This is a genomic window from Acetobacter conturbans (genome assembly GCF_011516755.1).
GTDB lineage: Bacteria > Pseudomonadota > Alphaproteobacteria > Acetobacterales > Acetobacteraceae > Acetobacter > Acetobacter conturbans.
Map to the genome: position 1 here is coordinate 141,865 of NZ_WOSY01000003.1, position 26,174 is coordinate 168,038.

Annotated in this window: 25 protein-coding genes; 6 read left to right on the forward strand and 19 right to left on the reverse strand. The window is 59.8% G+C overall.

Annotation, left to right across the window (positions count from 1 at the left end; genetic code table 11):
- Positions 1 to 17 precede the first annotated feature (17 nt).
- Complete coding sequence (locus GOB81_RS04240) at positions 18 to 1,061, forward strand: MraY family glycosyltransferase (protein ID WP_173569128.1); 1,044 nt, start codon at positions 18 to 20, stop codon at positions 1,059 to 1,061.
- A 65-nt stretch (positions 1,062 to 1,126) separates the two neighbouring features.
- Here GOB81_RS04240 and GOB81_RS04245 read toward each other — a convergent pair whose 3' ends face one another.
- The 3 genes from GOB81_RS04245 to GOB81_RS04255 all read right to left on the reverse strand — a co-directional run bounded on the left by GOB81_RS04245 (position 1,127) and on the right by GOB81_RS04255 (position 3,805).
- Positions 1,127 to 1,573 (reverse strand): hypothetical protein, encoded by a 447-nt coding sequence (locus GOB81_RS04245; RefSeq protein WP_173569129.1) that lies wholly within the window; start codon positions 1,571 to 1,573, stop codon positions 1,127 to 1,129.
- A gap of 215 nt (positions 1,574 to 1,788) precedes the next feature.
- Positions 1,789 to 2,130: a MarR family transcriptional regulator gene (locus tag GOB81_RS04250; RefSeq protein WP_242010058.1), complete on the reverse strand. Its 342-nt coding sequence runs from the start codon at positions 2,128 to 2,130 to the stop codon at positions 1,789 to 1,791.
- 262 nt (positions 2,131 to 2,392) lie between these two features.
- Positions 2,393 to 3,805, reverse strand: a complete 1,413-nt coding sequence (locus tag GOB81_RS04255) for a leucyl aminopeptidase family protein (protein WP_173569131.1) — start codon at positions 3,803 to 3,805, stop codon at positions 2,393 to 2,395.
- A 142-nt stretch (positions 3,806 to 3,947) separates the two neighbouring features.
- Here GOB81_RS04255 and GOB81_RS04260 point away from each other — a divergent pair, with 142 nt between their 5' ends.
- Together GOB81_RS04260 and fdxA are read left to right on the forward strand one after the other, a co-directional pair.
- Positions 3,948 to 6,533, forward strand: coding sequence for a helicase-related protein (locus GOB81_RS04260; RefSeq protein WP_173569132.1), 2,586 nt, complete (start codon positions 3,948 to 3,950; stop codon positions 6,531 to 6,533).
- Between the two features lie 171 nt (positions 6,534 to 6,704).
- Positions 6,705 to 7,037, forward strand: coding sequence for a ferredoxin FdxA (gene fdxA, locus GOB81_RS04265; protein WP_173569133.1), 333 nt, complete (start codon positions 6,705 to 6,707; stop codon positions 7,035 to 7,037).
- A 449-nt stretch (positions 7,038 to 7,486) separates the two neighbouring features.
- Here fdxA and cyoD read toward each other — a convergent pair whose 3' ends face one another.
- The 5 genes from cyoD to GOB81_RS04290 all read right to left on the reverse strand — a co-directional run bounded on the left by cyoD (position 7,487) and on the right by GOB81_RS04290 (position 12,587).
- A complete protein-coding gene (cyoD, locus tag GOB81_RS04270; protein ID WP_173569134.1) occupies positions 7,487 to 7,819 on the reverse strand; it encodes a cytochrome o ubiquinol oxidase subunit IV in 333 nt (110 codons plus the stop codon).
- The gene (gene cyoC / locus GOB81_RS04275) at positions 7,819 to 8,424 is read right to left on the reverse strand and encodes a cytochrome o ubiquinol oxidase subunit III (RefSeq protein ID WP_173569135.1); all 606 of its coding nucleotides are present in this window, start codon (positions 8,422 to 8,424) and stop codon (positions 7,819 to 7,821) included. The genes cyoD and cyoC overlap by 1 nt, the downstream gene beginning before the upstream one ends.
- Positions 8,424 to 10,415: a cytochrome o ubiquinol oxidase subunit I gene (gene cyoB / locus GOB81_RS04280; protein ID WP_173569136.1), complete on the reverse strand. Its 1,992-nt coding sequence runs from the start codon at positions 10,413 to 10,415 to the stop codon at positions 8,424 to 8,426. Before cyoB ends, cyoC begins: the two co-directional genes overlap by 1 nt.
- Positions 10,416 to 10,421: 6 nt before the next feature.
- Positions 10,422 to 11,345, reverse strand: a complete 924-nt coding sequence (cyoA, locus tag GOB81_RS04285) for a ubiquinol oxidase subunit II (RefSeq protein WP_173569137.1) — start codon at positions 11,343 to 11,345, stop codon at positions 10,422 to 10,424.
- A gap of 480 nt (positions 11,346 to 11,825) precedes the next feature.
- Entirely contained in the window at positions 11,826 to 12,587 is a 762-nt protein-coding gene (locus GOB81_RS04290) for a Bax inhibitor-1/YccA family protein (protein ID WP_173569138.1), read from the reverse strand.
- Between the two features lie 596 nt (positions 12,588 to 13,183).
- Here GOB81_RS04290 and GOB81_RS04295 point away from each other — a divergent pair.
- Positions 13,184 to 15,415, forward strand: a complete 2,232-nt coding sequence (locus GOB81_RS04295; RefSeq protein ID WP_173569139.1) for a PQQ-dependent dehydrogenase, methanol/ethanol family — start codon at positions 13,184 to 13,186, stop codon at positions 15,413 to 15,415.
- 55 nt (positions 15,416 to 15,470) lie between these two features.
- Positions 15,471 to 16,901 carry a cytochrome c gene (locus GOB81_RS04300; RefSeq protein ID WP_242010059.1) on the forward strand — a complete coding sequence of 477 codons (1,431 nt, stop codon included), beginning with the start codon at positions 15,471 to 15,473 and terminating at the stop codon, positions 16,899 to 16,901.
- A gap of 400 nt (positions 16,902 to 17,301) precedes the next feature.
- Here GOB81_RS04300 and argB read toward each other — a convergent pair whose 3' ends face one another.
- From argB to rpmH, 6 genes are all read right to left on the reverse strand, one after another.
- Complete coding sequence (gene argB / locus GOB81_RS04305) at positions 17,302 to 18,207, reverse strand: acetylglutamate kinase (protein WP_173569141.1); 906 nt, start codon at positions 18,205 to 18,207, stop codon at positions 17,302 to 17,304.
- Between the two features lie 57 nt (positions 18,208 to 18,264).
- The gene (gene yihA, locus GOB81_RS04310; protein ID WP_173569142.1) at positions 18,265 to 18,936 is read right to left on the reverse strand and encodes a ribosome biogenesis GTP-binding protein YihA/YsxC; all 672 of its coding nucleotides are present in this window, start codon (positions 18,934 to 18,936) and stop codon (positions 18,265 to 18,267) included.
- 4 nt (positions 18,937 to 18,940) lie between these two features.
- The gene (gene yidC, locus GOB81_RS04315) at positions 18,941 to 20,680 is read right to left on the reverse strand and encodes a membrane protein insertase YidC (protein WP_173569143.1); all 1,740 of its coding nucleotides are present in this window, start codon (positions 20,678 to 20,680) and stop codon (positions 18,941 to 18,943) included.
- Between the two features lie 117 nt (positions 20,681 to 20,797).
- Entirely contained in the window at positions 20,798 to 21,019 is a 222-nt protein-coding gene (gene yidD, locus GOB81_RS04320; RefSeq protein ID WP_173569269.1) for a membrane protein insertion efficiency factor YidD, read from the reverse strand.
- Between the two features lie 38 nt (positions 21,020 to 21,057).
- A complete protein-coding gene (gene rnpA / locus GOB81_RS04325) occupies positions 21,058 to 21,402 on the reverse strand; it encodes a ribonuclease P protein component (RefSeq protein WP_173569144.1) in 345 nt (114 codons plus the stop codon).
- A 47-nt stretch (positions 21,403 to 21,449) separates the two neighbouring features.
- On the reverse strand, positions 21,450 to 21,584 hold the full coding sequence (rpmH, locus tag GOB81_RS04330) for a 50S ribosomal protein L34 (protein ID WP_173569145.1): 135 nt from the start codon (positions 21,582 to 21,584) through the stop codon (positions 21,450 to 21,452).
- 165 nt (positions 21,585 to 21,749) lie between these two features.
- Here rpmH and GOB81_RS04335 point away from each other — a divergent pair, with 165 nt between their 5' ends.
- Positions 21,750 to 22,139 (forward strand): hypothetical protein, encoded by a 390-nt coding sequence (locus GOB81_RS04335; RefSeq protein WP_173569146.1) that lies wholly within the window; start codon positions 21,750 to 21,752, stop codon positions 22,137 to 22,139.
- 2 nt (positions 22,140 to 22,141) lie between these two features.
- Here the strand turns inward: GOB81_RS04335 and gloA are convergent, their stop codons facing one another.
- From gloA to lpxD, 5 genes are all read right to left on the reverse strand, one after another.
- Positions 22,142 to 22,531 (reverse strand): lactoylglutathione lyase, encoded by a 390-nt coding sequence (gene gloA, locus GOB81_RS04340; RefSeq protein WP_173569147.1) that lies wholly within the window; start codon positions 22,529 to 22,531, stop codon positions 22,142 to 22,144.
- 97 nt (positions 22,532 to 22,628) lie between these two features.
- Positions 22,629 to 23,492 (reverse strand): UDP-2,3-diacylglucosamine diphosphatase LpxI domain-containing protein, encoded by an 864-nt coding sequence (locus GOB81_RS04345; RefSeq protein ID WP_173569148.1) that lies wholly within the window; start codon positions 23,490 to 23,492, stop codon positions 22,629 to 22,631.
- A 6-nt stretch (positions 23,493 to 23,498) separates the two neighbouring features.
- Positions 23,499 to 24,374, reverse strand: coding sequence for an acyl-ACP--UDP-N-acetylglucosamine O-acyltransferase (gene lpxA / locus GOB81_RS04350; protein ID WP_242010063.1), 876 nt, complete (start codon positions 24,372 to 24,374; stop codon positions 23,499 to 23,501).
- A 152-nt stretch (positions 24,375 to 24,526) separates the two neighbouring features.
- A complete protein-coding gene (gene fabZ / locus GOB81_RS04355; protein WP_173569271.1) occupies positions 24,527 to 24,979 on the reverse strand; it encodes a 3-hydroxyacyl-ACP dehydratase FabZ in 453 nt (150 codons plus the stop codon).
- A 79-nt stretch (positions 24,980 to 25,058) separates the two neighbouring features.
- Entirely contained in the window at positions 25,059 to 26,171 is a 1,113-nt protein-coding gene (lpxD, locus tag GOB81_RS04360; RefSeq protein WP_173569149.1) for a UDP-3-O-(3-hydroxymyristoyl)glucosamine N-acyltransferase, read from the reverse strand.
- Between the last annotated feature and the right edge of the window lie 3 nt (positions 26,172 to 26,174).

The following is a 26,174-nucleotide window of genomic DNA, read 5'->3' on the forward strand; positions in this document are numbered from 1 at the left end:
CCGGTTCCGGCGTCGTGATGTTTCATCTGTCTCCTTCTTTCGGCCTGCTGCTCCTCGCCTATGCTGTATCGGCCCTGCTGTGCCGCCGGATGATCTCCGTGGCGGTGCTCGATACGCCGGGACACCGCAGTTCGCACACCATCCCCACGCCCAAGGGCGGCGGCATCGGGGTGATGGGGGCGTTCCTGCTGCTGTTCTTTCCGATGCGGCATGTCTGCGGGCTGGAGGCTTTCACGCCTGACAGCATGGCCATCTGGGTGGCGGCCGCCCTGCTGGCGGCCGTTTCCTGGCTGGACGACGTGTATCAGTGGTCTCCGCTCATCAAGCTGGGGGCGCAGTGTCTTTCCGCCGTTCTGGTCACTGCCGCGACCCTGCCCGTCGGCACATTCGACAGCACGATGACTGCCCTTTTCGCGGGCTTCTGCGCGGTGATCTGGATTGTTTTCGTCACCAATGCGGTGAACTTCATGGATGGGCTCAACGGGCTTGTTTCGGGCACGCTCTGTCTGGTGTTCCTGTGTCTGGCGCTGCCGTTCTGGCCGTCCGACACGCCGGAACTGCGCCTCATCGCAGCCCTGCTGAGCTTTGGGCTTCTGGCATTCCTGCCGCTGAATTTTCCCCACGCACGGATCTTTCTTGGGGATGTCGGCAGTCAGCCCTGCGGCCTGCTGGTCGCGGCTTCTGCCCTGCTGCTCGCCACCCCTGACTTCGCGCCGACCATGCCGGACTTCCATGCTGCCCTGCTGGTCCCCTGCCTGACGGCCGGGCTGCTGTATGACGTCGGTTTCACCCTCGTGCGCCGGGGGTGCGCCGGGGAGAAGCTGCTACAGGCGCATCGGGGGCATCTCTACCAGATCGCTTTCCGTTCCGGCGTACCGATGCCCGCCATCACGCTCCTGCACTGGGCATTTGTCCTGTGGGGCGCCGGGACCTATGCGCTGCTCTGTCTGCGGCCCGAGGCTGCAACGGCGCTGACCATTTTCTGTGTGGCGTTGCCGCAGTTGCTCTGGACGGCGTTTGTCATCCGGCGCGCCAGCCGACATCCCGTCGGCAAATGGTGACCGGCTGACACAAAAAAACCGGAAGCCTTTCAGCTTCCGGTTTGTCGTCGTCAGGTCGTGACGTCTTATTTGAGGGGTTCGAACTTCAGGCCACCGGCTCCTGCGGAGAGGCGTGCGCCCGTGGTGCTGGATTCGAGTTTCAGGCGGACACCATTCTTGTTTTCCAGAACGGCTCCTCCGAGACCCTCGCCGAGCGTGGCTTCTCCGCTGGTTGCGGCGAACGTGCCGGCCATGTCCGCGGCCTTGTGAAGGTTATAGACGGTGCCTTTGCTGACCGAGTTGGAGAACCCGACGGCAGCGATTTCCCCGCCCGTCACTTTGTAATGATAAACGTGCTTGTGGAAGACAAGCTGGGCATCGCCCCATGTGTAACCAACACCGACATCGGCTGATTTCACTGTGATCGTAATCGTACCGGACTGCTCCCCGAGCGCCGTGTCAGCCGCGTGAGCAGGCAGGGCGAACGTCGCAGCGGAAAGGACCGCAACTGCGGCAAACGGTGCAAAGCGCATGTGGGACTCCTCGTGTTTTCCCAGCGGAACCAGAGATGTAACGATAAGGCTCGCTATGTAGCCTAACACGCCACCCGGGCTCCGGTTCATCTCGGGGTATTGAGGCACAAGGTTTTTCACCCGCCAAGCGTATCAGCGCATGCGTGCTCCGCGAAAAAAGAAAAGGCCGCCTCCCGGGTGGGAGACGGCCTTTTTAAAACAGCTCTGACGGACGTTCAGGCAGCGCGGCGGGTAGCGCGCACGACGCGGGTCTCTGTTTCCTTTTTGGCCACCGTGCTGGTCTCGCCCATGATGGAACGGATTTCACGGAGGTAAGCGGCGCCTTTCAGCGTGCGCTGCACCAGCACCGAGCGACGATCCAGCGGATCGACCTTGCGGCGTGCGAGATCGAGTTCACCGAGGCGGTCGAGCGCACGGGTGATGGCGGGCTTGGACACATTCAGTTCGGCTGCGAGACCACGCACCGTGTGGCCCTCTTCCTGCAGGTAGCAGGTGAGGAAGACGGCAAGCTGACGAGCGGACAGATCCGGACCATCACGGCGCACGAGCGAGACCATCGTATCGCGGAGCGTGCCGACCAGCTTGTCAGCCGTCGCATTTGTCGGGGCCTTGCTTGCCGCCTTCGCGGCTGCTGTCGTCCGAAGAGTCGTCTTGGCCTGCGCCATCGAAATCATTCCCTGTGCTGTAAAGACAGGGAGATAACCGCCCTGCCTGCCGGTTTGTCACCGGCTGCTGCTTCATGTTGAGACGACATATAAGCCGTCCGTATCCGATTTACACCCGTAACAAATGAATAGTTGCATTGTCAGGTCGTTCTTCTCACGAATTTAATAAATCCGACATGCGCAGCACATGCGGGAGGGCGGCGTACATTGCCCTTAATCCTAGGATTTCTGCGCCTTCCGGCCGTCCCGGACGGGTCGAATCATTCCATGCGTAACTATCGATATGTGCCCAGCGCACGTCAGCTCCAACAAAACGCTCAAGAAACAAAGCGGCAGTCACGGCACCTGCGAATGGTTTTGACGAGATGTTGTTCAGGTCGGCGACAGAACTCTTCAGCCAGTCACGGTATCCATCCCACAAAGGCAGCCGCCAGAGGGGATCACCGACAGTCTTTCCTGCCTCCAGCAGTGCATTCGCCACATCGTCGTCGTTTCCGAGCAGCACCGGGATATCCGGACCCAGCGCCACACGGGCCGCGCCTGTCAGGGTCGCCACATCCAGAAGGGCAGCTGGTCTGGCCTCGCTGGCCTCGGTGAGCAGGTCGGCCAGAACGAGGCGGCCTTCCGCGTCGGTGTTGCCGACCTCGACTGTCAGGCCGTTGCGCGCCCGCACGACGTCCAGCGGTCGCATTGCCGAACCGGACACGGAATTTTCCACGCAGCCCAGCCGCACCTCGAGCCGGACGGGCAGGTTTCGCGCCATGATGAGGCGGGCCAGCGCCAGCACTGTGGCTGCGCCGCCCATGTCCTTTTTCATCCGCAGCATTCCGGAGGCTGGTTTGATGTCGTAGCCGCCGGAGTCGAAACAGACGCCCTTGCCCACCAGCGACAGCAGCGGCGAGTCTTTCTTTGCCTTCGAACCCGCCCAGTGAGCGACCACCACGCGGGGGCGACGCTCCGAGCCGTTCCCCACGTGAGCGATCAGCGGATAGGCTTCATCAAGCGCCTTGCCCTTGATGATTTTGACCTTCGCCCCGAACGGTTCCAGCGCCTCCAGCGCCGCATCCGCCAGTTCCTCCGGTCCCATCAGGTTCGCGGGGGCGTTGATCAGGTCGCGTCCGAGCCAGATGGAGCGGGCCATTTCCAGTGCCACCGGGTCTGCTGCCTTTTCGTGCAGCTTCACCCGTGCGGGGATCGTCTTGCCCACCCTGTAGCGATAGGCGCCGAGGGCGAAGCCAAGCACGGCATCCCGTCGGCTGACATCCTCGGGGAGTTCAAGTCTCCACACTCCATCGGGCAGGGCTTTCGCCAGGCCACCGAACACGAACAGATCGTCTTTTCCTTCGGGTGGGAGACCGAGCAGGCCCGTCACCACTCCTGACGCATTGGGGACGAGCGTGAGCTGGCCCGGCTTCGCCGTGAAGCCGGTTGCGGACGCGAACTGTGCTCCGATGTCGCCCACCAGAGCCGCCAGCGTTTTCGCGCTGGCGTCGCGGACACCATGCACAAGGCGCACCGGTTCCTTCACGCGGCCCGTGACGATGCATTCCAGTCCCTTCGCGCTCATGCGGCTTCTCCTGATTGTTCAACGATGCAGACAGTGGCTTGTTTATTGCTGCAAAGCTGCGCCCGAATGGGGGTGGGTGCAATATTCGCGCCGGACACGACACCCCCTTGCATTTCTCACTGAGCCATCAGACCATGGCTGCATGTCAGGGTTTCCCGCCCTTCCGCTTCCGGCCCGTGCCCCTGCGGACGCCGATGGTTCCTTCGCCATGCCTTACGGCGGCGCGGACCATCATCTTCACGCTATTCTCGGCCCCACCAACACTGGCAAGACGCATTTCGCCATCGAGCGCATGCTGGCGCATCCATCGGGCATCATCGGCTTTCCGCTGCGTCTTCTGGCGCGGGAAAACTACGAGCGCATGGTGGCGCGGAAGGGCGCGGGCCGGGTTGGGCTGATCACCGGCGAAGAAAAGATCGTGCCGCCGGACGCGAGGTGGTTTTCCTGCACGGTGGAAGCCATGCCTGTGGACCGGCGCGTTTCGTTCCTCGCCGTCGATGAGATCCAGCTCTGTGCTGATCCGGAACGCGGCCATGTCTTCACATCGCGTCTTCTGCACGCACGCGGGACGGAGGAGACGCTCTTTCTCGGTGCGGAGACCATTGCGCCCGTGCTGAGGCGTCTGATTGGGGGCATCACCATTGATACGCGCCCGCGCCTGTCCGCCCTCACCTGCTCGGGTGCGATCCGGCTGGAGAAACTGCCTCCGCGTTCAGCCATCGTCGCTTTCTCCGCAGCCGAACTTTATGCCATCGCGGAACTGATCCGCAGCCGTCGCGGGGGCTGTGCGGTGGTGATGGGGCAGATGTCTCCGCGCACCCGCAACGCGCAGGTGGAACTCTACCAGAACCGGGAAGTGGACTATCTCGTCGCGACGGATGCCATCGGCATGGGGCTGAACATGGACATCGCCCATATCGCCTTCGCGGGGCTGTCCAAGTTCGATGGTTCGCGACGACGCCCGCTGGCTGCCGCCGAAGTTGCGCAGATCGCCGGGCGTGCGGGCCGGGGCACACGGGACGGCACGTTCGGCACGACGGGGCGATGTCCTCCGATCCCCGACAACATCATAGAGGCGGTGGAGACCCACCAGTTCGATCCGCTGGAGCGGCTGATCTGGCGCAATGACGCGCTGGATTTCTCAAGCCCTCGCGCGCTGATGGCGAGCCTGTCTCTTCCTCCGCCGATGCGGGGGCTTCAGGCGAGCGAACCGACCAGCGATGCCCTCACGCTCGCAGCCCTTCTCAATGAGCCACAGATCCTCGCAGCGGCGACCGGACGCGCGCGGACGAAGCTGTTGTGGGACGTCTGTCAGATTCCCGATTTCCGGAAGCTGGGCGAGCGGAGTCATGCGCAGCTTTGCGCACGGGTCTTCAGTTTTCTTGTTGAACAGCGTCGGTTGCCTGCTGAATGGCTGGAGGAGCAGCTTGCCCGCCATGATCGCGTCGATGGCGATGTGGACACGCTCATGCAGCGGCTGGCGGGGATTCGCATCTGGTCCTACATCGCCAACCGGGACAACTGGCTCGCGAATGCCTCGCTCTGGCGGGACCGCACGCGTGTCGTGGAAGACAAGGTTTCGGATGCCCTGCATGAGCGTCTCACTGCCCGCTTTGTCGATCGGCGCTCGGCTCATCTGATCCGGCTGCTGGAGAACGAGAGCAACGCTCCTCTGCTGTCCGCCGTCAAAGCCAGTGGCGAGGTGATTGTCGAAGGGCATGCGGTGGGACACATGGAGGGTTTCCATCTGCGGCTTGATGGCGACCTGCCGCAATCCGACCGCGCTACCCTTGCCCGGGCCGCACGCCGCGCCATGCGCACCGAAATTCCAGCGCGGGTGCGCGCCTGCGTGACGGGGAATGACACGGTTTTCGCACTGGATCATGACACTGGTGCGATCCAGTGGGATGGCACGGTGATCGGTCGTCTACGGGCCGGGCGCGATGCCCTGCATCCCACCATAGAGCTACAGGGTGATGATCTGCTGGATACGCGCCAACGTGAGACTGTGCGCAGTCGTCTCACCGCGTTCGTCATGCGTCATATCGAGCACGAACTGGCGCCTCTGTTTCAGGCGCAGGGTCGGGCGGCGGCCAATCCCGAGACACGGGGAGCGCTCCACGAGATGATGGAGGGCGCGGGACAGGCTCAGGCCCGTTTTCCACTGGCGAAAAAACATCCCCTTCTGCGGCTCGGCGTCCGCTGCACGCTGGGGCAGCTTTATCTTCCTGCGTTGCTGAAGCCTCGTGCGCTGAAATTCCGGGCACTCCTGCTTGCAGTCCATCAGACTCTGCCGCCGGTAATGTTGCCGCCGCCTTCCGCCGTCTCGGTCCCGATCGCCAGCTTTCCCTTTTCCCAACTCGATCAGCTCGGCTGGCCTGCCTGTGGACCGGTGCGCCTGCGCATCGACATGGCCGAACGGCTTATCCGGCTGCTTTCCACCCGCTCTCGTGAGCACGATGTTGCGCTACCAGCGGACTTCGCTCCCTGGCTCGGCACAAAGAGTGCGGACATACCAGCTATCCTGCGCTCCTTTGGGCTGCGCGTCACCGCTCCTCGCCCTCTGCCCGCCGCTATGGCTGGCCCCAGCCCTTTCTGGATGCTGGCGCAGAACCGTCCCGCCAAGGCCAGAAACGGCAGTTCAAAGCGACAATCCCTCCCTCCCCGGATGAAGGACAGTCCTTTTGCGGCGCTCTCCGTGCTCTTGCTGCGACCGCCTGCGGCGTGAACTTCCCCGCATGGGAACCATTCCTGCGCATTGACAAGATTTCAGGCACAATGGCTTGCGTCTGCGGGAAATCCGCCGCATAGGTGCGCCTCGATTTGCGGACCGCGTTCCGACCGTCCGCGCACACCCGGCTTTGACCCTGGGGTCAGGCCCTGACACTCGGAGATGACTATGACCTACGTGGTCACTGAAAACTGCATTCGCTGCAAGTTCATGGATTGCGTGGAAGTCTGCCCGGTAGACTGCTTCTACGCTGGCGAGAATTTTCTCGTCATCAACCCAGACGAGTGCATCGACTGCGGCGTTTGCGAACCGGAATGCCCTGCCGAGGCCATCTTCCCGGACAGTGACGATCGCGCCACCGCCTGGGCCGAAATCAACTCGAAATATGCTGCGGTCTGGCCGAACATTACCCGCAAGGGTGAGGCTCCGGCTGATGCTGAAGAGTGGAAAGATAAGCCGAACAAGAAAGAACTGCTTTCCAGCGAGCCCCAGAAAGGCTGAGTTCGAAAAGAGCGCTGCTTCAGAAGAAGGCCTGCCCTTAGGGGTGGGCCTTTTTTTTGGCTTGCGGGCGGTTTTATAAATACATCGTGCTTCAATGAGAGGGCTCTTTTGAAGCTGCTCCTGAAATTTCCAAGAAACGGCAATTTCTTTGGGCTGTTTTTCCGGAACTCGTGGACGAAGAAATGTGCCGCTTCTTTTGGAGTTCCGGAGAACTCGCTCTGCTTACAGTTTGTCCGGTGACGGGTCGGCTGCCTGTACGGATGGGTAGGGCAAGCGGAGAGATCTCCGGTGAAACAGCCGTTATTATCTTCCGGGCCCTAAAATAAAAGCCGCAGGTTTGAAGCTCGAACAATCATGAAACCCCAAACAAAAAGCCCCCTGCCCGACAAGCGGACAGAGGGCTTTTTGCACCTCATGCCGGAGCACCGAAGTGCCCCGGACAAAGAGTTTTAGCGCGACATCATATGAGCGGCTGTGTTGCCCATGATGAACAGCGTGCCAACAATGAGGATCACGACGAAACCAAGCGTGAAGAGGAACACTTTATTGTTCCACGCCTGCTCGGAGGTCGTGTTCATGTGCAGGAAGAAGACCAGGTGAACGACCACCTGAACTGCTGCCAGCGCTGCAATTGTCGTCAGCGTCGCGGAGGGTGACAGGCTATGGCCCATCACCACCATGAACGCTGCGGCGGTCAGGATTACGGCAAGAACAAACCCGATAACGTACGAGCCTGCACTGCCGTGGCTTGAGCCCCCATGGGCTGAATGGTCAGTACTCATCAGATCATGCTCGCCAGGTAGACATAGGTAAACACGCAGATCCACACGATGTCGAGGAAATGCCAGAACAGGCTCAGCATCGTGAGCTTGTTCATTGTGCGCTCATTAATCGCGGTCACGCCCGAAAGCTGGACAATCATGACGATGATCCAGACCAGACCACAGCTGACGTGCAGACCGTGGGTTGAGACCAGAGTAAAGAACGCGGACAGGAACGCACTGCGATCCGGGCCGGCACCCTCGGCGATCATGTGGGAGAATTCCTTGAGTTCAAGGAATACGAACCCGAGGCCGAGCAGGAAAGTCACGCCCAGCCACATCTGGACCGATTTGATCTCGCCTTTGTGGGCGGCGATCATGCCGAAGCCATAGGTGATGCTCGAAACCAGGAGGAGCGCTGTTTCCAGCGCAAGCCCCGACAGTTCGAACAACTCTTTACCCGTGGGTCCACCGGCAAACTGGTTCCGGAGGACAGCGAAGACGGCGAACAGCGATCCGAAGATGATGCAGTCCGTCATCAGGTACACCCAGAACCCAAACACCGTCGGCAATTCGTGGTGTTCGTGTTCCGCGTGCGCGTCAGAGAGAGTTGTGTCGTGCGCCATTACTCAGCCGCCTGTGCCATAAGTTTGCGAGTATGCTCGTTCTCGATACGGGCAACCTCTTCGGCGGGGATGTAGTAATCGACATCCTGATTAGCGCTACGCGCAATCACGGTGGCAAAGATGCCCACAAGAGCGATCACTGCAAGCCACCAGATATACCAGATCGCAGCAAAGCCGAGCACGAAGCTGAACGCACCGACAAAGAAACCGGCAACGGTGTTCTTCGGCATGTGGATCGGCTGGTACGGACCACCTGCCTGACGCGTATCGATACCGTTCTCTTTGTCATGCATGAACGCATCGAGTTCATGAACGTGAGGAACGATAGCGAAGTTGTACGGCGGCGGCGGTGAAGACGTTGACCACTCGAGCGAACGAGCGTTCCACGGATCACCCGTCTCATCGCGATTTTCAGCCAGCTTCATGTCACGAACCGAGACATAGAGCTGCGTAACCTGACAGACGATACCGAACATGATCATGACGGCGCCGACTTCCGCGATCAGCAGCCACGGGTGCCACTGCGCGTTGTCGTAGTGGTTCAGACGACGCGTCATACCCTCGAAGCCGAGGACATAAAGGGGAACGAACGCGAAGTAGAAGCCAACGAACCAGCACCAGAACGCCCGCTTGCCCCAGGCCTCGTTCAGCTTGAAGCCGAAGACCTTCGGGAACCAGAAGTTCATACCGCAGATATAGCCGAAATACACACCGCCGATGATGACGTTATGGAAATGGGCGATGAGGAAGAGGCTGTTGTGGAGGACGAAGTCAGCAGCCGGGATTGCCATCATCACGCCGGTCATGCCGCCGATGGTGAAGGTGATCATGAAGCCGATAGCCCAGTACATCGTGGCGTGAAATTCAACGCGCCCCTTGTACATCGTGAACAGCCAGTTGAAGAGTTTAACGCCCGTGGGGATGGAGATGATCATCGTCGCGATACCAAAGAACGCGTTGACGTCAGCACCGGCACCCATGGTGAAGAAGTGATGAACCCACACGACGAACGACAGCACCATGATGGCGCAGGTCGCGTAGACCATTGTTGCGTAACCGAACAGCGGTTTGCGGGAGAACGCCGGGACGACTTCCGAGAACACACCGAAGGCGGGGATAACGAGAATGTAGACTTCCGGATGACCCCACGCCCAAATCATATTGAGGTAGAGCATCTGATTGCCGCCACCGTCATTCGTGAAGAAGTGCATCCCGAAATAACGATCAAGGCCCAGAAGGGCGACAGCCACGGTCAGAACCGGGAAGGAGACCATGATCAGCACGGAAGAGCAGAAAGCCGTCCATGTGAACACAGGCATCTTCATCCAGGTCATGCCCGGAGCGCGCATCTTAACGATTGTGACGAAGAAGTTCACACCCGTCAGCAGCGTTCCGACACCGGAAATCTGAATAGCCCAGATATAGTAGTCGACACCGACACCGGGGCTGAACTGGGTTTCCGACAGCGGGGGATAAGCCAGCCAGCCGCACTGGGAGAACTCACCGATGAACAGTGAGACATTGACCAGGGCGAAGGCGACTGCCGTCATCCAGAAGCTGAGGTTGTTCAGGAACGGGAAGGCAACGTCGCGCGCACCGATCTGAAGCGGCACCACGAAGTTGAACAGCGCTGTCATGAACGCCATCGCCATGAAGAAGATCATGATCGTGCCGTGGGCCGAAAAGATCTGGTCATAGTGATGAGGTGGCAGATAACCGGGGTTACCCGCGTAGGCCAGCGCAAGCTGGGTACGCATCATGATGGCGTCGGCGAAGCCGCGCACCAGGGCAAGCAGAGCGACGACGACGTACATCACCGCCAGACGCTTGTGGTCAACCGAAGTCAGCCACTCTTTCCAGAGGTATCCCCACTTACCGTAATAAGTGACGAGGCCAAGAACGGCGATACCCATAACCGCGACACCGAGGAACGTGCCGACCAGGATCGGCACATCCAACGGAATATCCGCGAATGATAATCTCCCTAGCATTTGATCCTACTCCTTCATGTTCATGTCGGACATCGCGGACTGGACGTGGATCATCTTGCCCGTGCTTTTGTCCATGACCATGCCATTATTGTACTTCGCCACGATCTCGTCGAAGAGGTTCGGCTCGACGTGAGCATAGTACTTGACCGGCTCCGCCTCGCTAGGCGCTGCCAGACGCGGATAGGTCTGGTCGTCCAGCTGATCGGATGATGAACGCACCTTCTCGACCCACGCAGCATACTGATCCTGCGGCATCGCGAGTGTGCGGAACTTCATGTCGGAGAAGCCACGACCGCTGTAGTTGGCGGACTCACCCAGATAGTCACCGGCTTCGGTCGCCATCAGGTGCAGCTGTGTCTGCATGCCGGCCATGGCGTAGATCATCGAACCGAGGCGCGGGATGAAGAAAGAATTCATCACGGCGTCGGAGGTGATCACGAAGTGAACCGGCGTGTTCACCGGAATGGCGAGCTGGTTGACCGTCGCGATACCTTCGTTCGGGTAGATGAACAGCCATTTCCAGTCGAGAGCAACAACTTCGACTTCAAGCGGCTTGGTGGTCGCTTCTGCATCAAGCGGACGATAGGGGTCCAGCGAGTGGCAGGTCTGGTAGGTGATCACGGCAAGAAAAATGATGATCAGGGTAGGGATACCCCAGATCGCCACTTCGATCTTGTTCGAGTGGCTCCACTTGGGAAGGTATTCTGCTTCGGTATTCGAAGCGCGGTACTTCCAGGCGAAGTAGCAGACCATAATGATTGTCGGGACAACCACAATGAGCATTGCGATCGTCGATTCAACGATCAGGTGTTTCAGTTGGTCTCCCACTGGCCCTTTCGGGTCCAGGACGTCCCAGTCACATCCCGCCAGTGGAAGCACCGAAGCAAGACCAGCCAGTCTGGCTGTCCCCTTCAGGTACTTGTTTCTCATCGTACGCCCCTCGGTTCTGACATACTCATAGTCCTCTCCAGCAAGCTCGTTTCACACCGTGCCACCCCGAAGGGCCACGGCCACTTTCCGGCCATGCTGCATTACAACGATTCAATAATCCCACAAGATGGTTATCACAATGCATCATAAACGGGTCTGAGGCGCTGTTTTTCGCTGTTTACGGATGTCTTGCTCATGAATGAGCGATCACGCAATGTTTCTATAAATTTCAGACACCTACCCCACGGGATTTTTATCCACATGTGGCGCCAAGTTCCGACATTCTGAGAACTCACAGATTCCTGAAAGCTCAATACCATTTTCGCATAAATGTTATTTTTCATCCGTGCCATGCATTATGTGCGACGGACCCGCCCGCCTGCTGCGTTCCGCGGATATCAAAAAAAAGCCCCCGCTCTCTCAGGAAAGCGGGGGCAGACTCGCGACGGATATTTCACAGGGGCCGTGAGGCCAACAGCATCACTCGCTGTTGCTGTTCCGTGTTCCCATGAACTGCAGCATGAACTGGAAGAGGTTGATGAAGTTCAGGTAGAGGTTGAGGGCATCATACACGGACCGCTTGGCTGCGCCTTCGGGGCCTTCGTAATACGCGAACTGCGGGTATGTGACCTTGATACGCTGGGTATCGAAGGCCGTCAGTCCGATGAACAGGAAGACACCAACCACGCTGTAGATGAAATAGAGCGCCGGGCTGCCGATGAACATGTTGACCAGACCTGCGATGACCAGACCGAACAGTCCCATCATCAGAAAGGACTGGAAGCGGACCAGATTGGCGCCGGTGGTGTAGGCCCACAGGGACGTCGCACCGAATGTGGCCGAGGTCACGAGAAAGACGCGTGCGACTGACACGCCTGTATAGAGCAGCAGAATGCTCGACAGGCTGGCGCCCATGACGGCGCAGAAAAGCCAGAAGAGCGTCTGAACGGTTGCACGGGAAAGACGGTTGACCCCGAATGACATCACCATGACGAAGCCAAGGGGTGCGATCATCGCCAGCCAGCCGAGACCGGTAGGCGCCACCTGATAACCCTGCACATGGAAGAAGAGCGAGCGGGCGGACGTTTCGGCAATCATATAAGCAACGACGGCCGTAAGCAGCAGCCCCGACGCCATCCAGTTATAGACGCGGAGCATGTACGCCCGCAGCCCGGCATCCACAGTCGCGGATTGAGCTCCGGTGGCGAAAGGCGACGAACGAAAGTCGCGACTGAATGACATGCCTTCTCCTTACTTCAAGTCAGGTTTCTCGATCTGCGACTCATATGTGTCTCTGTCGGAAACACTTCAAGAAGCAGGACCGCTCCCACCTGCGGGTATCTTATATAAGGCATCATAACACAGAAACGCTCCGGTCACAGCACTCTCATATCCGCGGCTTTATTCATGAACATCATTTCATCGTCTGCTTTGCGCTCTGCGCGTCCGGACGATTCCTTGTGCGTCACCCCTTAATAACTCCCCCAGATATTTCACCTTTCCGTGAGTGTTGCCGTTTCAAAAGCCCAAAATATGGACGAAAACTCATCTGTTTCGAACGGTGGGTCAGCATGGGAACGGAGGATGCCGAACCATTGCGCATCCCGCACAGCCCCTGATTTCGCAACGTGAAAGCGGATTTTTCCTGCGTTACAAATGATGGCTTCAACCCAATTCCTCATACTGCCTCTCGCTCGCCCCCCTTCCGGAGACGCATAGGGCGTTCCCAGATGACACGATTGACATCATTGGTTCATCTCGGCTGACTGCGACACAACGGTAATTCCGCATTGATTTGCCGAGTTAAGCTGCAATCAGTGAGTTCGAGGACATACGATATGAGCCGTCCCGCACCTGCCAAGAAGACTTCCCTTCTTGGCTTCCTCGCGGCAGGAACCTTCCTTGCCGCCACCCTTGGTCAGCCCGTTGGCATTGCCCGCGCAGCTGATGAGCAGGGAGCCACCGGAGAAGCGATCATCCATGCCGATGATCACCCGGAAAACTGGCTTACCTATGGCCGCACCTATTCCGAGCAGCGTTACAGCCCGCTCGACCAGATCAATCGTGACAACGTCGGCAACCTCAAGCTGGCTTGGTATTACGATTTCGATTCCAACCGTGGCCAGGAAGGTACCCCGCTGATCGTTGATGGCGTTCTCTACGCTTCAACGAACTGGTCCAAGGTCAAAGCCCTGAAAGCCGACACAGGCGAACTGCTGTGGGCCTATGACCCGAAAGTTCCGGGCAATGTGGCCGTCCGCGGCTGCTGTGACACCGTCAACCGCGGTATCGCCTACTGGAACGGCAAGATCTATTTCGGCACCTTCGATGGCCGTCTGATCGCGCTGGATGCCAAGACCGGCAAGCTGGTCTGGAGCGTCAACACGATCCCCAAAGAAGCTGCTCTCGGCAAACAGCGTTCCTACACGGTTGACGGCGCGCCCCGCATTGCCAAAGGCCGCGTCCTGATCGGCAACGGTGGTGCCGAGTTCGGTGCCCGTGGCTTCATCTCTGCTTTCGATGCAGAGACCGGCAAGCTCGACTGGCGCTTCTTCACGGTTCCGAACGCGAAGAACGAGCCTGATCATGCCGCATCCGACAGCGTGCTGATGACCAAGGCCTATAAGACATGGAGCCCGACGGGCGCATGGACGCGTCAGGGCGGCGGCGGAACCGTATGGGATTCCCTCGTCTATGATCCGGTGACGGATCTCGTCTATATCGCCGTCGGCAATGGGTCTCCCTGGAACTACAAGTATCGTTCGAATGGTATCGGCGATAACCTGTTCCTGGGCAGCATCGTGGCTGTGAAGCCGGAAACCGGCGAATATGTCTGGCATTTCCAGGCAACGCCGATGGATCAGTGGGACTACACCTCGGTCCAGCAGATCATGACGCTTGACCTGCCGATCAACGGCGAGACGCGCCACGTGATCGTTCATGCTCCGAAGAACGGCTTCTTCTACGTCATCGACGCGAAGACCGGCGAGTTCATTCAGGGCAAGAACTACGTCTACGAGAACTGGGCTTATGGTCTGGATCCGAAGACGGGTCGTCCGATCTACAATCCTGAGGCTCTGTACACGCTGAACGGCAAGGAATGGTATGGCATTCCGGGTCCTTTGGGCGCGCATAACTTCATGGCGATGGCCTACAGCCCGAAGACCCACCTTGTGTATCTTCCGGCTCACCAGATTCCGTTCGGTTACAAGAACCAGTCGGGTGGCTTCAAGCCTCACGCTGACTCCTGGAACCTTGGTCTCGACATGACCAAGACGGGTCTGCCGGACACCCCGGAAGCTCGTACGGCTTACATGAAAGATCTGAAGGGCTGGCTCCTGGCCTGGGATCCGGTGAAGTTGCAGGCGAGCTGGTCGATCGAACGTGAAGGCGGCTGGGATGGCGGTGTTCTCGCCACAGGCGGCGATCTCGTCTTCCAGGGTCTGGCCAATGGTGAATTCCATGCCTACGACGACACGAACGGCAAAGACCTGTTCAAGTACAACCTTCAGAGCGGCATCATCGCCCCGCCAGTCAGCTACAGTGTGAACGGCAAGCAGTATGTCGCGATTGAAGTGGGCTGGGGCGGCATCTATCCGATCTCCATGGGTGGCATGAGCCGCACGGGCGGATGGACGGTCAACCACTCCTACATCGCTGTGTTCTCTCTCGACGGCAAAGCGAAGCTGCCGACATGGAACAGCATGGGCTTCCTGCCCGTTAAGCCGCCGGCCGAATTCGACGAGAAAGCGGTCGACGCGGGTTACTTCCAGTATCAGACCTACTGCCAGACCTGTCATGGCGATAACGCGGAAGGTGGCGGCATGCTGCCGGATCTTCGCTGGTCGGGCGCCATCCGTCATAAGGATGCGTTCTACAATGTTGTCGGTCGTGGCGCTCTGACTGCCTATGGCATGGATCGTTTCGACACCTCCATGAACCCGGAGGAAGTCGACTCCATCCGTCAGTACCTGATCAAGCGCGCCAACGAGACGTATGACCGTGAAGTAGAAGCCCGAAAGAACCCGGGCAACATGCCGACCGTTCCTGCGCTCGGCATCACGCCGTGAATGGGAGTCTCTGACAATGACATCCTTGGAACAAAAGCGACGCGGTGGTGAAACCATGATCAAGGGACTCAAGGCTGCGCTTGGCGCAGCTGTGGCCGGCCTTCTTGCGGGAACAGCGCTGAGTGCTGCTCCGGCCTATGCCCAGGACGCTGGCGACAGCGATCTGGTCGCAAAAGGTGCGTATGTCGCCCGTCTCGGCGACTGCGTGGCGTGTCATACCGACCTGCATGGCAAGGCTTTTGCGGGCGGTCTGCAGATCAAGACGCCAATCGGCGCGATCTATTCGACCAACATCACGCCGGATCCCAAGACCGGTATCGGCAACTATACTCTGGAAGATTTCGACAAGGCGATCCGTCGGGGCGTCCGTAAGGACGGTGCATCGCTGTATCCGGCAATGCCGTATCCGTCGTTCTCCCGCATGTCGGATGACGACATCAAAGCGCTCTATGCCTACTTCATGCATGGCGTGCCTGCGGTCGAACAGCCTGACAAGCCTGCCGACATCTCCTGGCCGCTCTCCATGCGCTGGCCGCTGGCGCTGTGGGGCAAGATGTTCGCACCTGCTCCCCAGGCATTCACGCCAGCTTCGGGCACAGACCCCGTGGTTGCCCGCGGTGAATATCTTGTCACGGGTCCGGGTCACTGCGGTGCCTGCCATACGCCTCGCGGCTTCTCCATGCAGGAGAAGTCTTACGATGCAACGGGTGGAGCCGACTTCCTTGCCGGTGGCGCACCGATCGACAACTGGATCGCACCGAGCCTGCGCAGCGACCCGGTTATGGGTCTTGGCCGCTGGTCCGAGGACGATCTTGTGATGTTCCTCCGGTCCGGACGTCTTGACCATTCCGCCGCGTTCGGTGGCATGGCCGACGTTGTCGCCTGGAGCACCCAGTACTGGTCCGAGGACGATCTTCGTGCCACGGCGAAGTATCTGAAAAGCCTGCCGGAAGTGCCGAAAGCCAAGGGTGACTACACCTACGATCCTGCGACTGCGCAGGCTCTGGATGCAGGCAAGACCAGCGGCATGACGGGCGCCGACATCTATGTGCAACAGTGCTCGATCTGCCATCGCAATGATGGTGGTGCGGTGGATCGCATGTTCCCGCCGCTGGCTGGCAACCCGGTCGTCGTGTCTGACAACCCGACATCCGTCGCTCACATTGTGGCGGCAGGTGGCGTTCTTCCGCCGACCAACTGGGGCCCGTCCGCTGTTGCGATGCCTGCGTATCAGAAGGTCCTCAACGATCAGCAGATTGCTGACGTCGTGAACTTCATCCGCACATCGTGGGGCAATAAAGCTCCGGCCAATCTCACCGCTGGCGACGTTGCCAAGGTGCGTGGTGGTCAGGCTATTGCCAACGTTCGTGGCTGGAACGATGCGCCGACCAAGGACTCCACCTGGGGTGTGTTTATCCCGCAGCCTTATGGTCCGGGCTGGACGTTCTCTCCGGCTACCCATGCTGGTGTGGACAACCCGCAATAAGCTGATGGTCTGATCCATCAGCTTTCTTCGGGAAGCAAAAAGAGAGCCACGGGGAATTTTCTCCGTGGCTTTTTTTTATGGCGTTTGCCGTCTCGGCCGGAACAGGCGGTTATGGATGACGCAGTTGATCGGAAAAGCCGCAGCCTCTTACCCGCAATGCATTGAGAGGGAAGAGAGGCGCTTGCTGGACCGAGGGAATAGCCACCTCCTCCAACGGGGTATGCGCTTCCATTATTTCTCGACAAGTTGCAGCCGGAGAGAGAGCGCTGTCAGCAGCGAAGACCGTTCTCTCATTCCGAAATCGGTTGATCGTCTGCGCTGACATAAAAAATGGGGTGCCTTTTACAAGGCACCCCATCACAAACCGACAGTCAGATCATCTCACCCCAGTAAGGGCGCATCAGTCAGCGCGGATCAAAGTCCCGGACCCCGACTTCGTGAAGAGTTCAAGCAGGCAGGCATGTGGCACGCGGCCATTGACGATGACAGCGGCTTTAGCGCCCGCCTGTACGGCCTTGAGGCATGTTTCCACCTTCGGGATCATGCCGCCGGTGATCATGCCGGTTTCAATGCCTTTGCGTGCCTCTTCCGCCGTCAGTTCCGAGATCAGTTTGCCGTTTTTATCCAGCACACCCGGAACATCCGTCAGCATCAGCAGGCGGGACGCATGGATCGCGCCAGCAATGGCGCCGGCGACTGAATCAGCGTTTACATTGAATGTTTCGCCGTTATGGCCGCCTGCTACTGGTGCAATGACCGGAATCAGACCCGATCCGGAAAGCGCGTAAAGCACCTGTGGATTGATCTCATCGGGATCGCCCACGAAGCCGAGGTCGATGGTCTGCTCCACCCCGCTGGCCGGGTCCCTCACCTTGCGCAGCAGCTTGCTGGCCTTCACGAGGCCACCGTCCTTGCCCGAGATGCCGACTGCCAACGCACCCGCCTCATTGATGAGCGTCGCGACTTCTTTGTTCACCGACCCACACAGGACCATCTCGACAACATCGATGGCTGCGGCGTCGGTCACACGAAAACCGTCCACGAAAGACGAGTGGACCTGCAGGCGCTCCAGCATCTGATTGATCTGCGGACCACCGCCATGAACGACGACCGGATTGATCCCCACCAGCTTCAGCAGGGCGATGTCCTTGCCGAAGGTCTGGGCCAGTTTTGCGTCACCCATGGCATGGCCGCCATATTTCACGACAATCGTGTCACCGGCATATCGCCGCAGAAAAGGGAGTGCTCCGGCAAGCGTCGTCGCCTGCTGCAGGGCATCGGCTGTGGGAAGTCCCTGATCCGTCATGTCAACTCCGCCTGTCCTGTGAACAATAGAAACGCCCTGCCGGGACCGGAAGGTGCCTCAGCCCTGAACGGGCAGGGCAAATGCTGCGAGTTCCGCGCGCAACTCCGGCATCCCGCGTCCGGTCTGGCTGCTGGTCGGCAAAATAAGGGGATGCGCGGCAGGATGACGGCTGACTTCAGCGACGACCTCGCGATAACGCGCTTCTTCCGCTTTCGGCTTCACATTGTCGCATTTGGTCAGCACCACCTGGAAGTTGATGGCGGCCTTATCGAACAGTTCCATCACCTCACGGTCGGAGGCCTTCGTCTCGACGCGTGCATCCAGCAAAAGGATGACACGACGCAGATTTGGGCGTCCGCGGAGATAATCGAACATCATCCCCTGCCAGTCTTCTTTCACGGCCTTGGCGGCCTTGGCAAAGCCGTAGCCGGGCATATCCACCAGGACCAGTCGGCCAGCCAGATCGAAGAAATTGAGCTGTTTGGTCCGCCCCGGCTCGGAGGATGCGCGGGCGAGGCTTTTCCGGCCTGTCAGCGCATTGATGAGGCTGGATTTACCAACGTTCGAACGACCGGCAAAAGCGACTTCCGGCGCACCCGGATCGGGCAATTGCCCGATCTGCTGGGCGCCATAAAAGAAGTCGCAGGACCCAGCGAACAGGAAGCGTCCCGTTTCGAGCTGCTCGGGAGACAGCTCAAGGGATGCGGAAAAGTCCCGTTCATCTGACATCGATTCAGCCTTTCTTTCCGCTCTTCTTCACGGGCGGAATGATTTCCGGCTCATTCTTTTTCCGCGCATGCGTCTTCAGGATCACGTACTGCTGCAACATGGTCAGCAGGTTATTCCAGCAATAATAGATCACCAGACCGACTGGCTGACGCGCCATGAAGAATGTGAAGATGAACGGCATCATCATAAACACAGGCTTCTGGGCCGGATCGATCGTCGCCGGATTGAGGCGCTGCATCAGCCAGATGGTGATGCCGTAGAGGATCGGCCACGCGCCCAGCCACAGCCATGAAGAGAACTGTGTCGGGTCGAATGGCAGCAGGCCGAACAAATTGAAGAGATTGGCCGGGTCCGGCGCGGACAGATCATGAATCCAGCCGATGAAGGGTGCCTGACGCATCTCGATGGTGACGTAAAGCACCTTGTAGAGGCACCAGAAGACCGGCGCCTGAATCAGCAGGGGCAGACAGCCACTGGCCGGATTCACGCCTTCCTTCTTGTAGAGCTGCATGACCTGCTGGTTCATCTGAACCGGATCATCCTTATAGCGCTCGCGCAGTTCCTTCATGCGGGGTGCGACATCGCGCATGGCGGCGGCGGAGCGGAAGCCCTTGGACGCCAGCGGAAAGAACACTGCCTTGACGATCAGCGTGAAGGTGAGCAGCGCCAGACCGAAATTGCCGAAGAACTGGTAGAGCCAGTCCAGCACGAAGAACACTGGCCGGGTCAGGAAGGCGAACCAGCCGAAATCGACGGCCTTCCAGAAATCGGGGATGTTCATTTCATGCTGGTAACGCTCCAGCAGACGGACTTCCTTGGCGCCGGCGAAAACATGCGCGGTCATCTGGATTTCGCCGTTTGGAGCGGCCACGAGGGGCGTCTGCCCCGTGAAGCCAACCTGATAGGCTCCGGCGGACGTATCGAAGCCATACGTGCCGGTCACTGCCGAAGCCTGCGCCGGCACGACGGCTGCCAGCCAGTATTTATCGGTGATACCGGCCCAGCCTCCTGTTCCGGTCTTCGACCACGAGACGTAATTCGGAGCCGTCGAGCCCTCACGCAGGGACTTGTAGGACTCTTCGCCCAGACGGCCACCGATCACGGAGATGGGGCCTTCATGCACCAGCATGCCGCCTGTCTCGACCGGGGTGTAGGCGCGAACGACGCGGGAGAATGGCACCAGCGATACCGGCGCGCCCGTCGCGTTACGGACTTTCTGAGTGACCGTGAACATGTAGTCACGATCGATCGCCAGATCGATTTCAAAGGTCAGGCCAGCGCCGTTGTCCCATGTCATCACGACCGGGGCATCGGAACCCAGCTTCTGCGCGCTGGTGGTCCACAGAGTATGGGCATCGGGCAGATTCAGCGTCTCGCCCGGTGCACCGTACCAGCCGAACTCGATATAGGTCGGCTCTTTTTCGCTACGGGATTCCAGCAGGCGGACCAGCGGGCTGTTGGGCTGCACCGTCTCATGATAGCCGCGCAGGACCAGATCATCGAGACGGGCGCCCCGCAGGTTCACGGAGCCTTTCACATCGACCGCGTCGATGGGCAGGCGAGCCGGAGCTTCCGCGCGGCTTGTCACCTCTGGCTGGTCACCCGCTACGGGCGGGGCTGCGAGGGTGGTTGTCTTGCCCTCGATCGCTGCCGGACTCTTGTGTTCCGCCGGCATGAAATACTCAAAGCCGACCAGTACCAGCGCCGAAAGAATCGTCGCCAATATTACGCGTCTGATATCCATACCGACCGGCTGGCCTCTCTGTTTTGAAGGAACATTCCCGGGTCACTGCGGAACCCGGCACAACAATCGCGGTATCTCATAGCGGAATTGCGCCCGATTGCCAGATGTCGGGGCAAACTATATGCGGTTTTTGGTGGGCTCAGGAAGCGGCACAGGGTCATATCCCCCCGCATTCCATGGATTACAGCGCCCTATGCGCCGGAGAGCGAGCCAGCTTCCCTTCAGCGGACCATGCCTCTGGACGGCCTCGATGCCGTAACAGCTGCACGACGGATGGAAACGGCAGTTAGGCCCTGTGACAGGGCTGATGGCGACCTGCCAGAACCGCATTCCCCTCATCAGGCAGGCGGAAGCGAACCGGCTTCCGCCACCGGGCTTCACGACACCGCGCCTGTCTTCTGGAGAGCGCGACGCACATCCTCGACGAGGTCGGAAAAAACACGCCCCCCCGTGCCAGCGCGGCCGATCAGCACGAGATCCATCCCTGCAAGGGACGTATCCAGCTCGACGGCGCGAATCGCTTCACGCAGGCGTCTGCGCGCCCGGTTACGGACGACGGAATTGCCAACTTTTTTGGTAACGGTAAAACCGATGCGGGCGGCTTCGTCGTCATCACGACGGAGCGCCTGCAACACAACTCCCGGCATGGGCGCCTTGCGGGCTTTTGCCGCGACGGCCAGAAACTGGGAGCGTTTTTTCAGTCGGGTCGAGCGCCGGTTCATGGATTTATTCCCCGCCGCTTCGCCTCGATAGTCCTGAGGCGGAAGCCTCAGGCTGACAGACGCTTGCGGCCCTTGGAACGACGGTTCGCAAGGATGCGGCGACCACCAACCGTAGCAGTGCGGGCACGGAAACCGTGACGACGCTTACGGACCAGCTTGGAAGGTTGATACGTGCGCTTCACGGCGACACTCCCTTAAAATCTCTGACTCGGCTTCACAAAGAACAAAGCCGGAGTCGTTCCGTGCCTTGTCTAGATCGCGGGCTTATAGTCATCTGACCTTCTCCCGTCAACGCTTTCGCAGCGAAGCCGGGTCATCAATGCTATTGTCGCCTTCAGGAACCCGTCATGACCCGCACTATGCCAGCGCTTGCCGTTTTTTTTCTCGTCACGGGAGCCGGACTGGTCGCCCTGCTCGTTCCCCTGCCTCTCCCGGCGCGAATCCTACTGGTCATCGCGGGTGGATTCGTCTCGACCGGCGCTCTTCTGACGTTATCGGCGCATGCTGCACAGGGTGCGGAAGAGATTCACGCACCCCCAACTCCTCTCCGGCAGCCCGTCACGGCGGTGGAAATCAGCCCCACACTTCGGCACGATCTGCGGGGCATTCTGTCGCCTGCGGTTCTGTGTGCCGACCAGCTTACGCTCAGCCCGGATGAGACGACCCGCACCCGCGCCGGTCAGATTCTCGATGCGCTGGATCGCGCCACCGACCGGCTTAAGGCAGCCCGAACCTGAGGTCAGGCTTTCTGGATCAGCTCAATCTTGTAGCCGTCCGGATCTTCGACGAACGCTATGATCGAGGTTCCAAATTTGAGAGGGCCAGCTTCCCGTGTGACCTTGCCGCCGCCGCTGCGGACCTTTTCCACGGCTGCGGCAACGTCCGGCACACCTACAGCCAGATGCCCGAACCCGGTTCCGACCTCATAACCGTCGTCCTGCCCCCAGTTGTAGGTGAGTTCGACTTCGGCCTGTCCGTCCGCATTGCTGGCGAAGCCTATGAAAACAAGGGTGTATTTCCCCTCGGGGACGTCGCGGCGACGGAGTTCGTGCATACCCAGCAGTTTGTAGAAACTCAGGCTCGCATCAAGATTCTTTGTGCGCAGCATCGTGTGCAGAAATGTTCCCACAGACTTTCTCCTTGCAATGACCAGACAATGATCGGGTTGCGCAAAACCGCTATAGCTACAAAGCCCGACGTAACTCCGTAGTTCCCTTCTGCGAGCATCAGGACCCGGGTGCGTTCGTCCCGGAAATCCCATACAGAAAAAGACCTGCCGCATCGGCTGCGGCAACGCACGCCTGCGGATCGGTGAGCAGGGTGCCACCGGCCTCGAACGCAACACCTGCCAGCTTTGCTCGGACCGCGCCCTCAATCGTTCGTGGCCCAATGGTGGGCATGTCCGCGCGCCGGTCCTGTCCGGGCTTGCACAGCTTCACGAGAACGCCGCCGTCACCCGGCTGCCGACATGTGCCTGCACGGGCCAGCATGGCGTCCGTCCCTTCCATGGCCTCGACAGCGAGGACAACGCCGTTCTGCACGACGCAGCCCTGCCCGATATCGAGCCGCCCCAGCATCCGCACCACCTCGATGCCCCGCACTATATCCGCTTCTGCATTTTCATCCGGCACACAACGTCCAAGAGGTCCTGCGTGCCCCAGAGAGCGGGAGAGGAACTCGTGAGCCCCCCGCACAGTGAAGCCTTCCTCACCGAGGACCCGCACCAGAGCGCCGAGCAGCCCGTCATCGCCTGCGAACAGGGCTCGTCCCAGCCGGGCCAGTATGCGGGCACCTTCGGCGTCAGGTCGGATGTCACGAAAAGACGGCCGCCTTACGGGGCCGATCAGCACGATATCCCGGCATTTATGGGCGCGTAAGTGAGAGAGAATCGCTCCGGCGGCGGCAAGCCGGACATACGCGTGGGGCCAGCGTTCCACGACGGACGGCTCGGCGAAATCCTGGAATGCCACAATGAAAACAGGACGACCCGTTTCGGAGACGGCGGCGGCGACCTGCCCCGGCAGGGGGCCACCGCCGGCAAGAATACCGACGCAGCCGTCCTGGTGCCTCTCGTCCCCTGCCGCGGTCACGGCCAACTAGCCAGCCTCGGTCTCACTTGTCGTAAAGCCAACCGAGGCCACACGCACCAGCCCACGACGGGTAGGAGCATCAATAAATTCAAGGATTTCAGCGATTTTCGGATCATCACCGAATTCGGCACGCACCTGCTCCAGACGCTGCGCGAACACGCCCCCTTCACAATCACGGGGGTAAAGCAGCCGGAACGCCTGCCGCATGCGATGGCGCTCTTCCGATTTCACGCCATTACGGCGCAGCCAGATCCAGTGCAGTCCGACGAGACGCGCCCGGTTCCCCAGAACGCTTCCATACGGAATTACATCGGCTTCGACACCGGCGACACCGCCGACCAGAGCCGCGCGACCGATTCGCACAAACTGATGAATCGCTGCCGATCCCATGACACGAGCATCATCGGCGATGGAGACATGACCACCCATCACCACATTATTCACGATGATCACCCGGTCACCGAGCACGCAGTCATGGGCGACATGAGCATTCGCCATGATCAGGCAGTCGGACCCGACATGCGTCAGGCCGGTGCCCGTCGCCGTGCCGCGATGGATCGTCACATGCTCGCGCACCACAGTCCGCGCGCCAATCTCACAGCGGGTTGGCTCGCCCTGATATTTCAGGTCCTGCGGGGCCAGCCCCACCGTTGTGAACGGGTAGTAACAGGAGTTTTCACCCAGACGCGTGTATCCGTCGACCACCACATTGGCGACCATCTCGACACCGTCTCCAACGACCACGTTGGGACCGATCGAGCACCATGGCCCGATCCGCACATTTTTACCCAGCTTTGCCCCGGGAGCCACGATGGCTGTTGGATGAATCGCATTGGGAGACGATTCCAGACTTCCGGAGAGAGCGGTTTCCGCCGTTTTCATCGACTCAGCCAGAACTGCCTCCATTGCCGCCGTTTTTATATCCACGCATTTGCGGCAATTCGTGGACCTGCAACATTAAAACCCGCAGGTCTTTATTCTTTGCACAGGGACCGCACGCCCCCAAGACCCCTGTTACCCTCAAGCGCCGTCGCTCATTCCATGATCATGGCGCTGAAGGTAGCCTCCGCCACGGACACGCCTTCGACGCGCGCCACGCCTTTAAACTTCCAGACATTGGCCCGCTGGCGCTCTTTTTCGACGTGAATACGCAACTGGTCGCCCGGCGCGACGGGACGCCGGAACTTGGCGTTCTCGATCGTCATGAAATAAACCAGCTTGCCTTCGAAGGCGGCCCCGAGCGTGAGGACCACCAGAGTGGCCGCCGTCTGTGCCATCGCCTCGATGATCAGAACACCGGGCATGACTGGTCGGGCCGGAAAATGCCCCTGAAAGAACGGTTCGTTGACGGAGACGTTCTTCACGCCGACCGCTGATTCGCCCAGCTCGACATCCACCATCCGGTCAATCAGCAGAAATGGATAGCGATGAGGAATCGCTTCCATGATCCGCATGATGTCCACGGCATCGATATGTTTCCGCTCCATATCCGGAGCCTGCGTTTCAGATTTCTGATCCACGTCTCTCAAACCATTTCAAACGTGCGCGCAATGCGCCCGGTTCCAGTCATTCCCCAGCCGACCCGGAAGTGTTGCCACTTCCCGTGTCAGGCTTCTTCGACAGCTTGCGCAACGTAGCCACGTTCCGGAAAAACTCCCGAAACGGCATGGCCGGGCTGCCAATGACATCCGCACCGGCTTCAATGTCGGACATGACGCCGCACTGCGCGCCTATCCTTGCCTTGGCACCGATCTTGATGTGTCCGATCAATCCGGCCTGCGCCGCCACCGTCACGAAATCGCCCAGTTCGGTCGATCCTGAAATGCCGGCCTGCGACACGACAATACAGCATCGGCCAAGGCGGGTGTTGTGGCCAATCTGCACGAGATTGTCGAGCCGTGAGCCCGCGCCGATCACAGTATCCTGCACCGACCCGCGATCAACGGTTGAATTTGCACCGATTTCCACGTCATTCCCGAGCACGACCCGCCCGAGTTGAGGCACTGTCTCGAAACCGTTCGGACCCACGGCAAAACCGAACCCGTCCTGCCCGATCTTGGCTCCCGGGAAGAGCGTCACCCTGTCGCCCAGCGTCGCGTGCGACACGACAACATGCGCCCCGATACGGCAGCCAGAGCCGATCGAAACGGCATCCCCGATCACGGCGTGAGGCCCGATGATGGTGCCCGCGCCGATCTCCACGCCATTTCCGATGACTGCGAACGGTCCGATTTCGCAGGACGAGGGAACGATTGTCCCTTCCCCGATGACCGCCATCGGGTGCACGCCCGGTTTCGCCGGGGGTGCTGGATGGAACATCCGCGCGATGCGGGACCATGCCAGATAGGGTGTCGATGAGACGATGGCGGCAGTCGTCGGCGGCACACGTTTGGCGAATGCCGGGGCAAGGATGATCAAACCGGCGCGCGTCGCATCCAGCAGGGGAGCATAACGCCGGTTATCAAGAAAACTGACCTCTGTCGGTCCAGCCGCCTGCAAAGGCCCGATACCGACATATTCCCGGCCAGCTTCCGCTTTTTCACGAGGTGGCAGAAACTCCCCGCCAGCCGCTTCCGCCAGCGCCTCACCGGTAAATGGCCCACTCCGGGTGAAGAAGCGTGCATCCGCCACCGCACCCGGCTTATCGCCGGAAACTGCTGTTTCCTGACTGCGAGCCATTCA

Excerpts from the sequence above, each read along its gene's own strand:
- rnpA (WP_173569144.1), bottom strand. The coding sequence starts at position 21,402 with ATGAACCGGCGCTCGACCCGACTGAAAAAACGCTCCCAGTTTCTGGCC.
- yihA (WP_173569142.1), bottom strand. The coding sequence starts at position 18,936 with ATGTCAGATGAACGGGACTTTTCCGCATCCCTTGAGCTGTCTCCCGAG.
- GOB81_RS04255 (WP_173569131.1), bottom strand. The coding sequence starts at position 3,805 with ATGAGCGCGAAGGGACTGGAATGCATCGTCACGGGCCGCGTGAAGGAA.
- lpxA (WP_242010063.1), bottom strand. The coding sequence starts at position 24,374 with ATGAAAACGGCGGAAACCGCTCTCTCCGGAAGTCTGGAATCGTCTCCC.
- lpxD (WP_173569149.1), bottom strand. The coding sequence starts at position 26,171 with ATGGCTCGCAGTCAGGAAACAGCAGTTTCCGGCGATAAGCCGGGTGCG.
- yidD (WP_173569269.1), bottom strand. The coding sequence starts at position 21,019 with ATGAGGGGAATGCGGTTCTGGCAGGTCGCCATCAGCCCTGTCACAGGG.
- argB (WP_173569141.1), bottom strand. The coding sequence starts at position 18,207 with ATGACGGATCAGGGACTTCCCACAGCCGATGCCCTGCAGCAGGCGACG.
- cyoA (WP_173569137.1), bottom strand. The coding sequence starts at position 11,345 with ATGAGAAACAAGTACCTGAAGGGGACAGCCAGACTGGCTGGTCTTGCT.
- cyoC (WP_173569135.1), bottom strand. The coding sequence starts at position 8,424 with ATGGCGCACGACACAACTCTCTCTGACGCGCACGCGGAACACGAACAC.
- GOB81_RS04335 (WP_173569146.1), top strand. The coding sequence starts at position 21,750 with ATGACCCGCACTATGCCAGCGCTTGCCGTTTTTTTTCTCGTCACGGGA.
- fabZ (WP_173569271.1), bottom strand. The coding sequence starts at position 24,979 with ATGGAGCGGAAACATATCGATGCCGTGGACATCATGCGGATCATGGAA.
- yidC (WP_173569143.1), bottom strand. The coding sequence starts at position 20,680 with ATGGATATCAGACGCGTAATATTGGCGACGATTCTTTCGGCGCTGGTA.
- GOB81_RS04295 (WP_173569139.1), top strand. The coding sequence starts at position 13,184 with ATGAGCCGTCCCGCACCTGCCAAGAAGACTTCCCTTCTTGGCTTCCTC.
- GOB81_RS04290 (WP_173569138.1), bottom strand. The coding sequence starts at position 12,587 with ATGTCATTCAGTCGCGACTTTCGTTCGTCGCCTTTCGCCACCGGAGCT.
- GOB81_RS04245 (WP_173569129.1), bottom strand. The coding sequence starts at position 1,573 with ATGCGCTTTGCACCGTTTGCCGCAGTTGCGGTCCTTTCCGCTGCGACG.
- GOB81_RS04250 (WP_242010058.1), bottom strand. The coding sequence starts at position 2,130 with ATGGTCTCGCTCGTGCGCCGTGATGGTCCGGATCTGTCCGCTCGTCAG.
- cyoB (WP_173569136.1), bottom strand. The coding sequence starts at position 10,415 with ATGCTAGGGAGATTATCATTCGCGGATATTCCGTTGGATGTGCCGATC.
- GOB81_RS04300 (WP_242010059.1), top strand. The coding sequence starts at position 15,471 with ATGATCAAGGGACTCAAGGCTGCGCTTGGCGCAGCTGTGGCCGGCCTT.
- fdxA (WP_173569133.1), top strand. The coding sequence starts at position 6,705 with ATGACCTACGTGGTCACTGAAAACTGCATTCGCTGCAAGTTCATGGAT.
- cyoD (WP_173569134.1), bottom strand. The coding sequence starts at position 7,819 with ATGAGTACTGACCATTCAGCCCATGGGGGCTCAAGCCACGGCAGTGCA.
- GOB81_RS04240 (WP_173569128.1), top strand. The coding sequence starts at position 18 with ATGTTTCATCTGTCTCCTTCTTTCGGCCTGCTGCTCCTCGCCTATGCT.
- GOB81_RS04260 (WP_173569132.1), top strand. The coding sequence starts at position 3,948 with ATGTCAGGGTTTCCCGCCCTTCCGCTTCCGGCCCGTGCCCCTGCGGAC.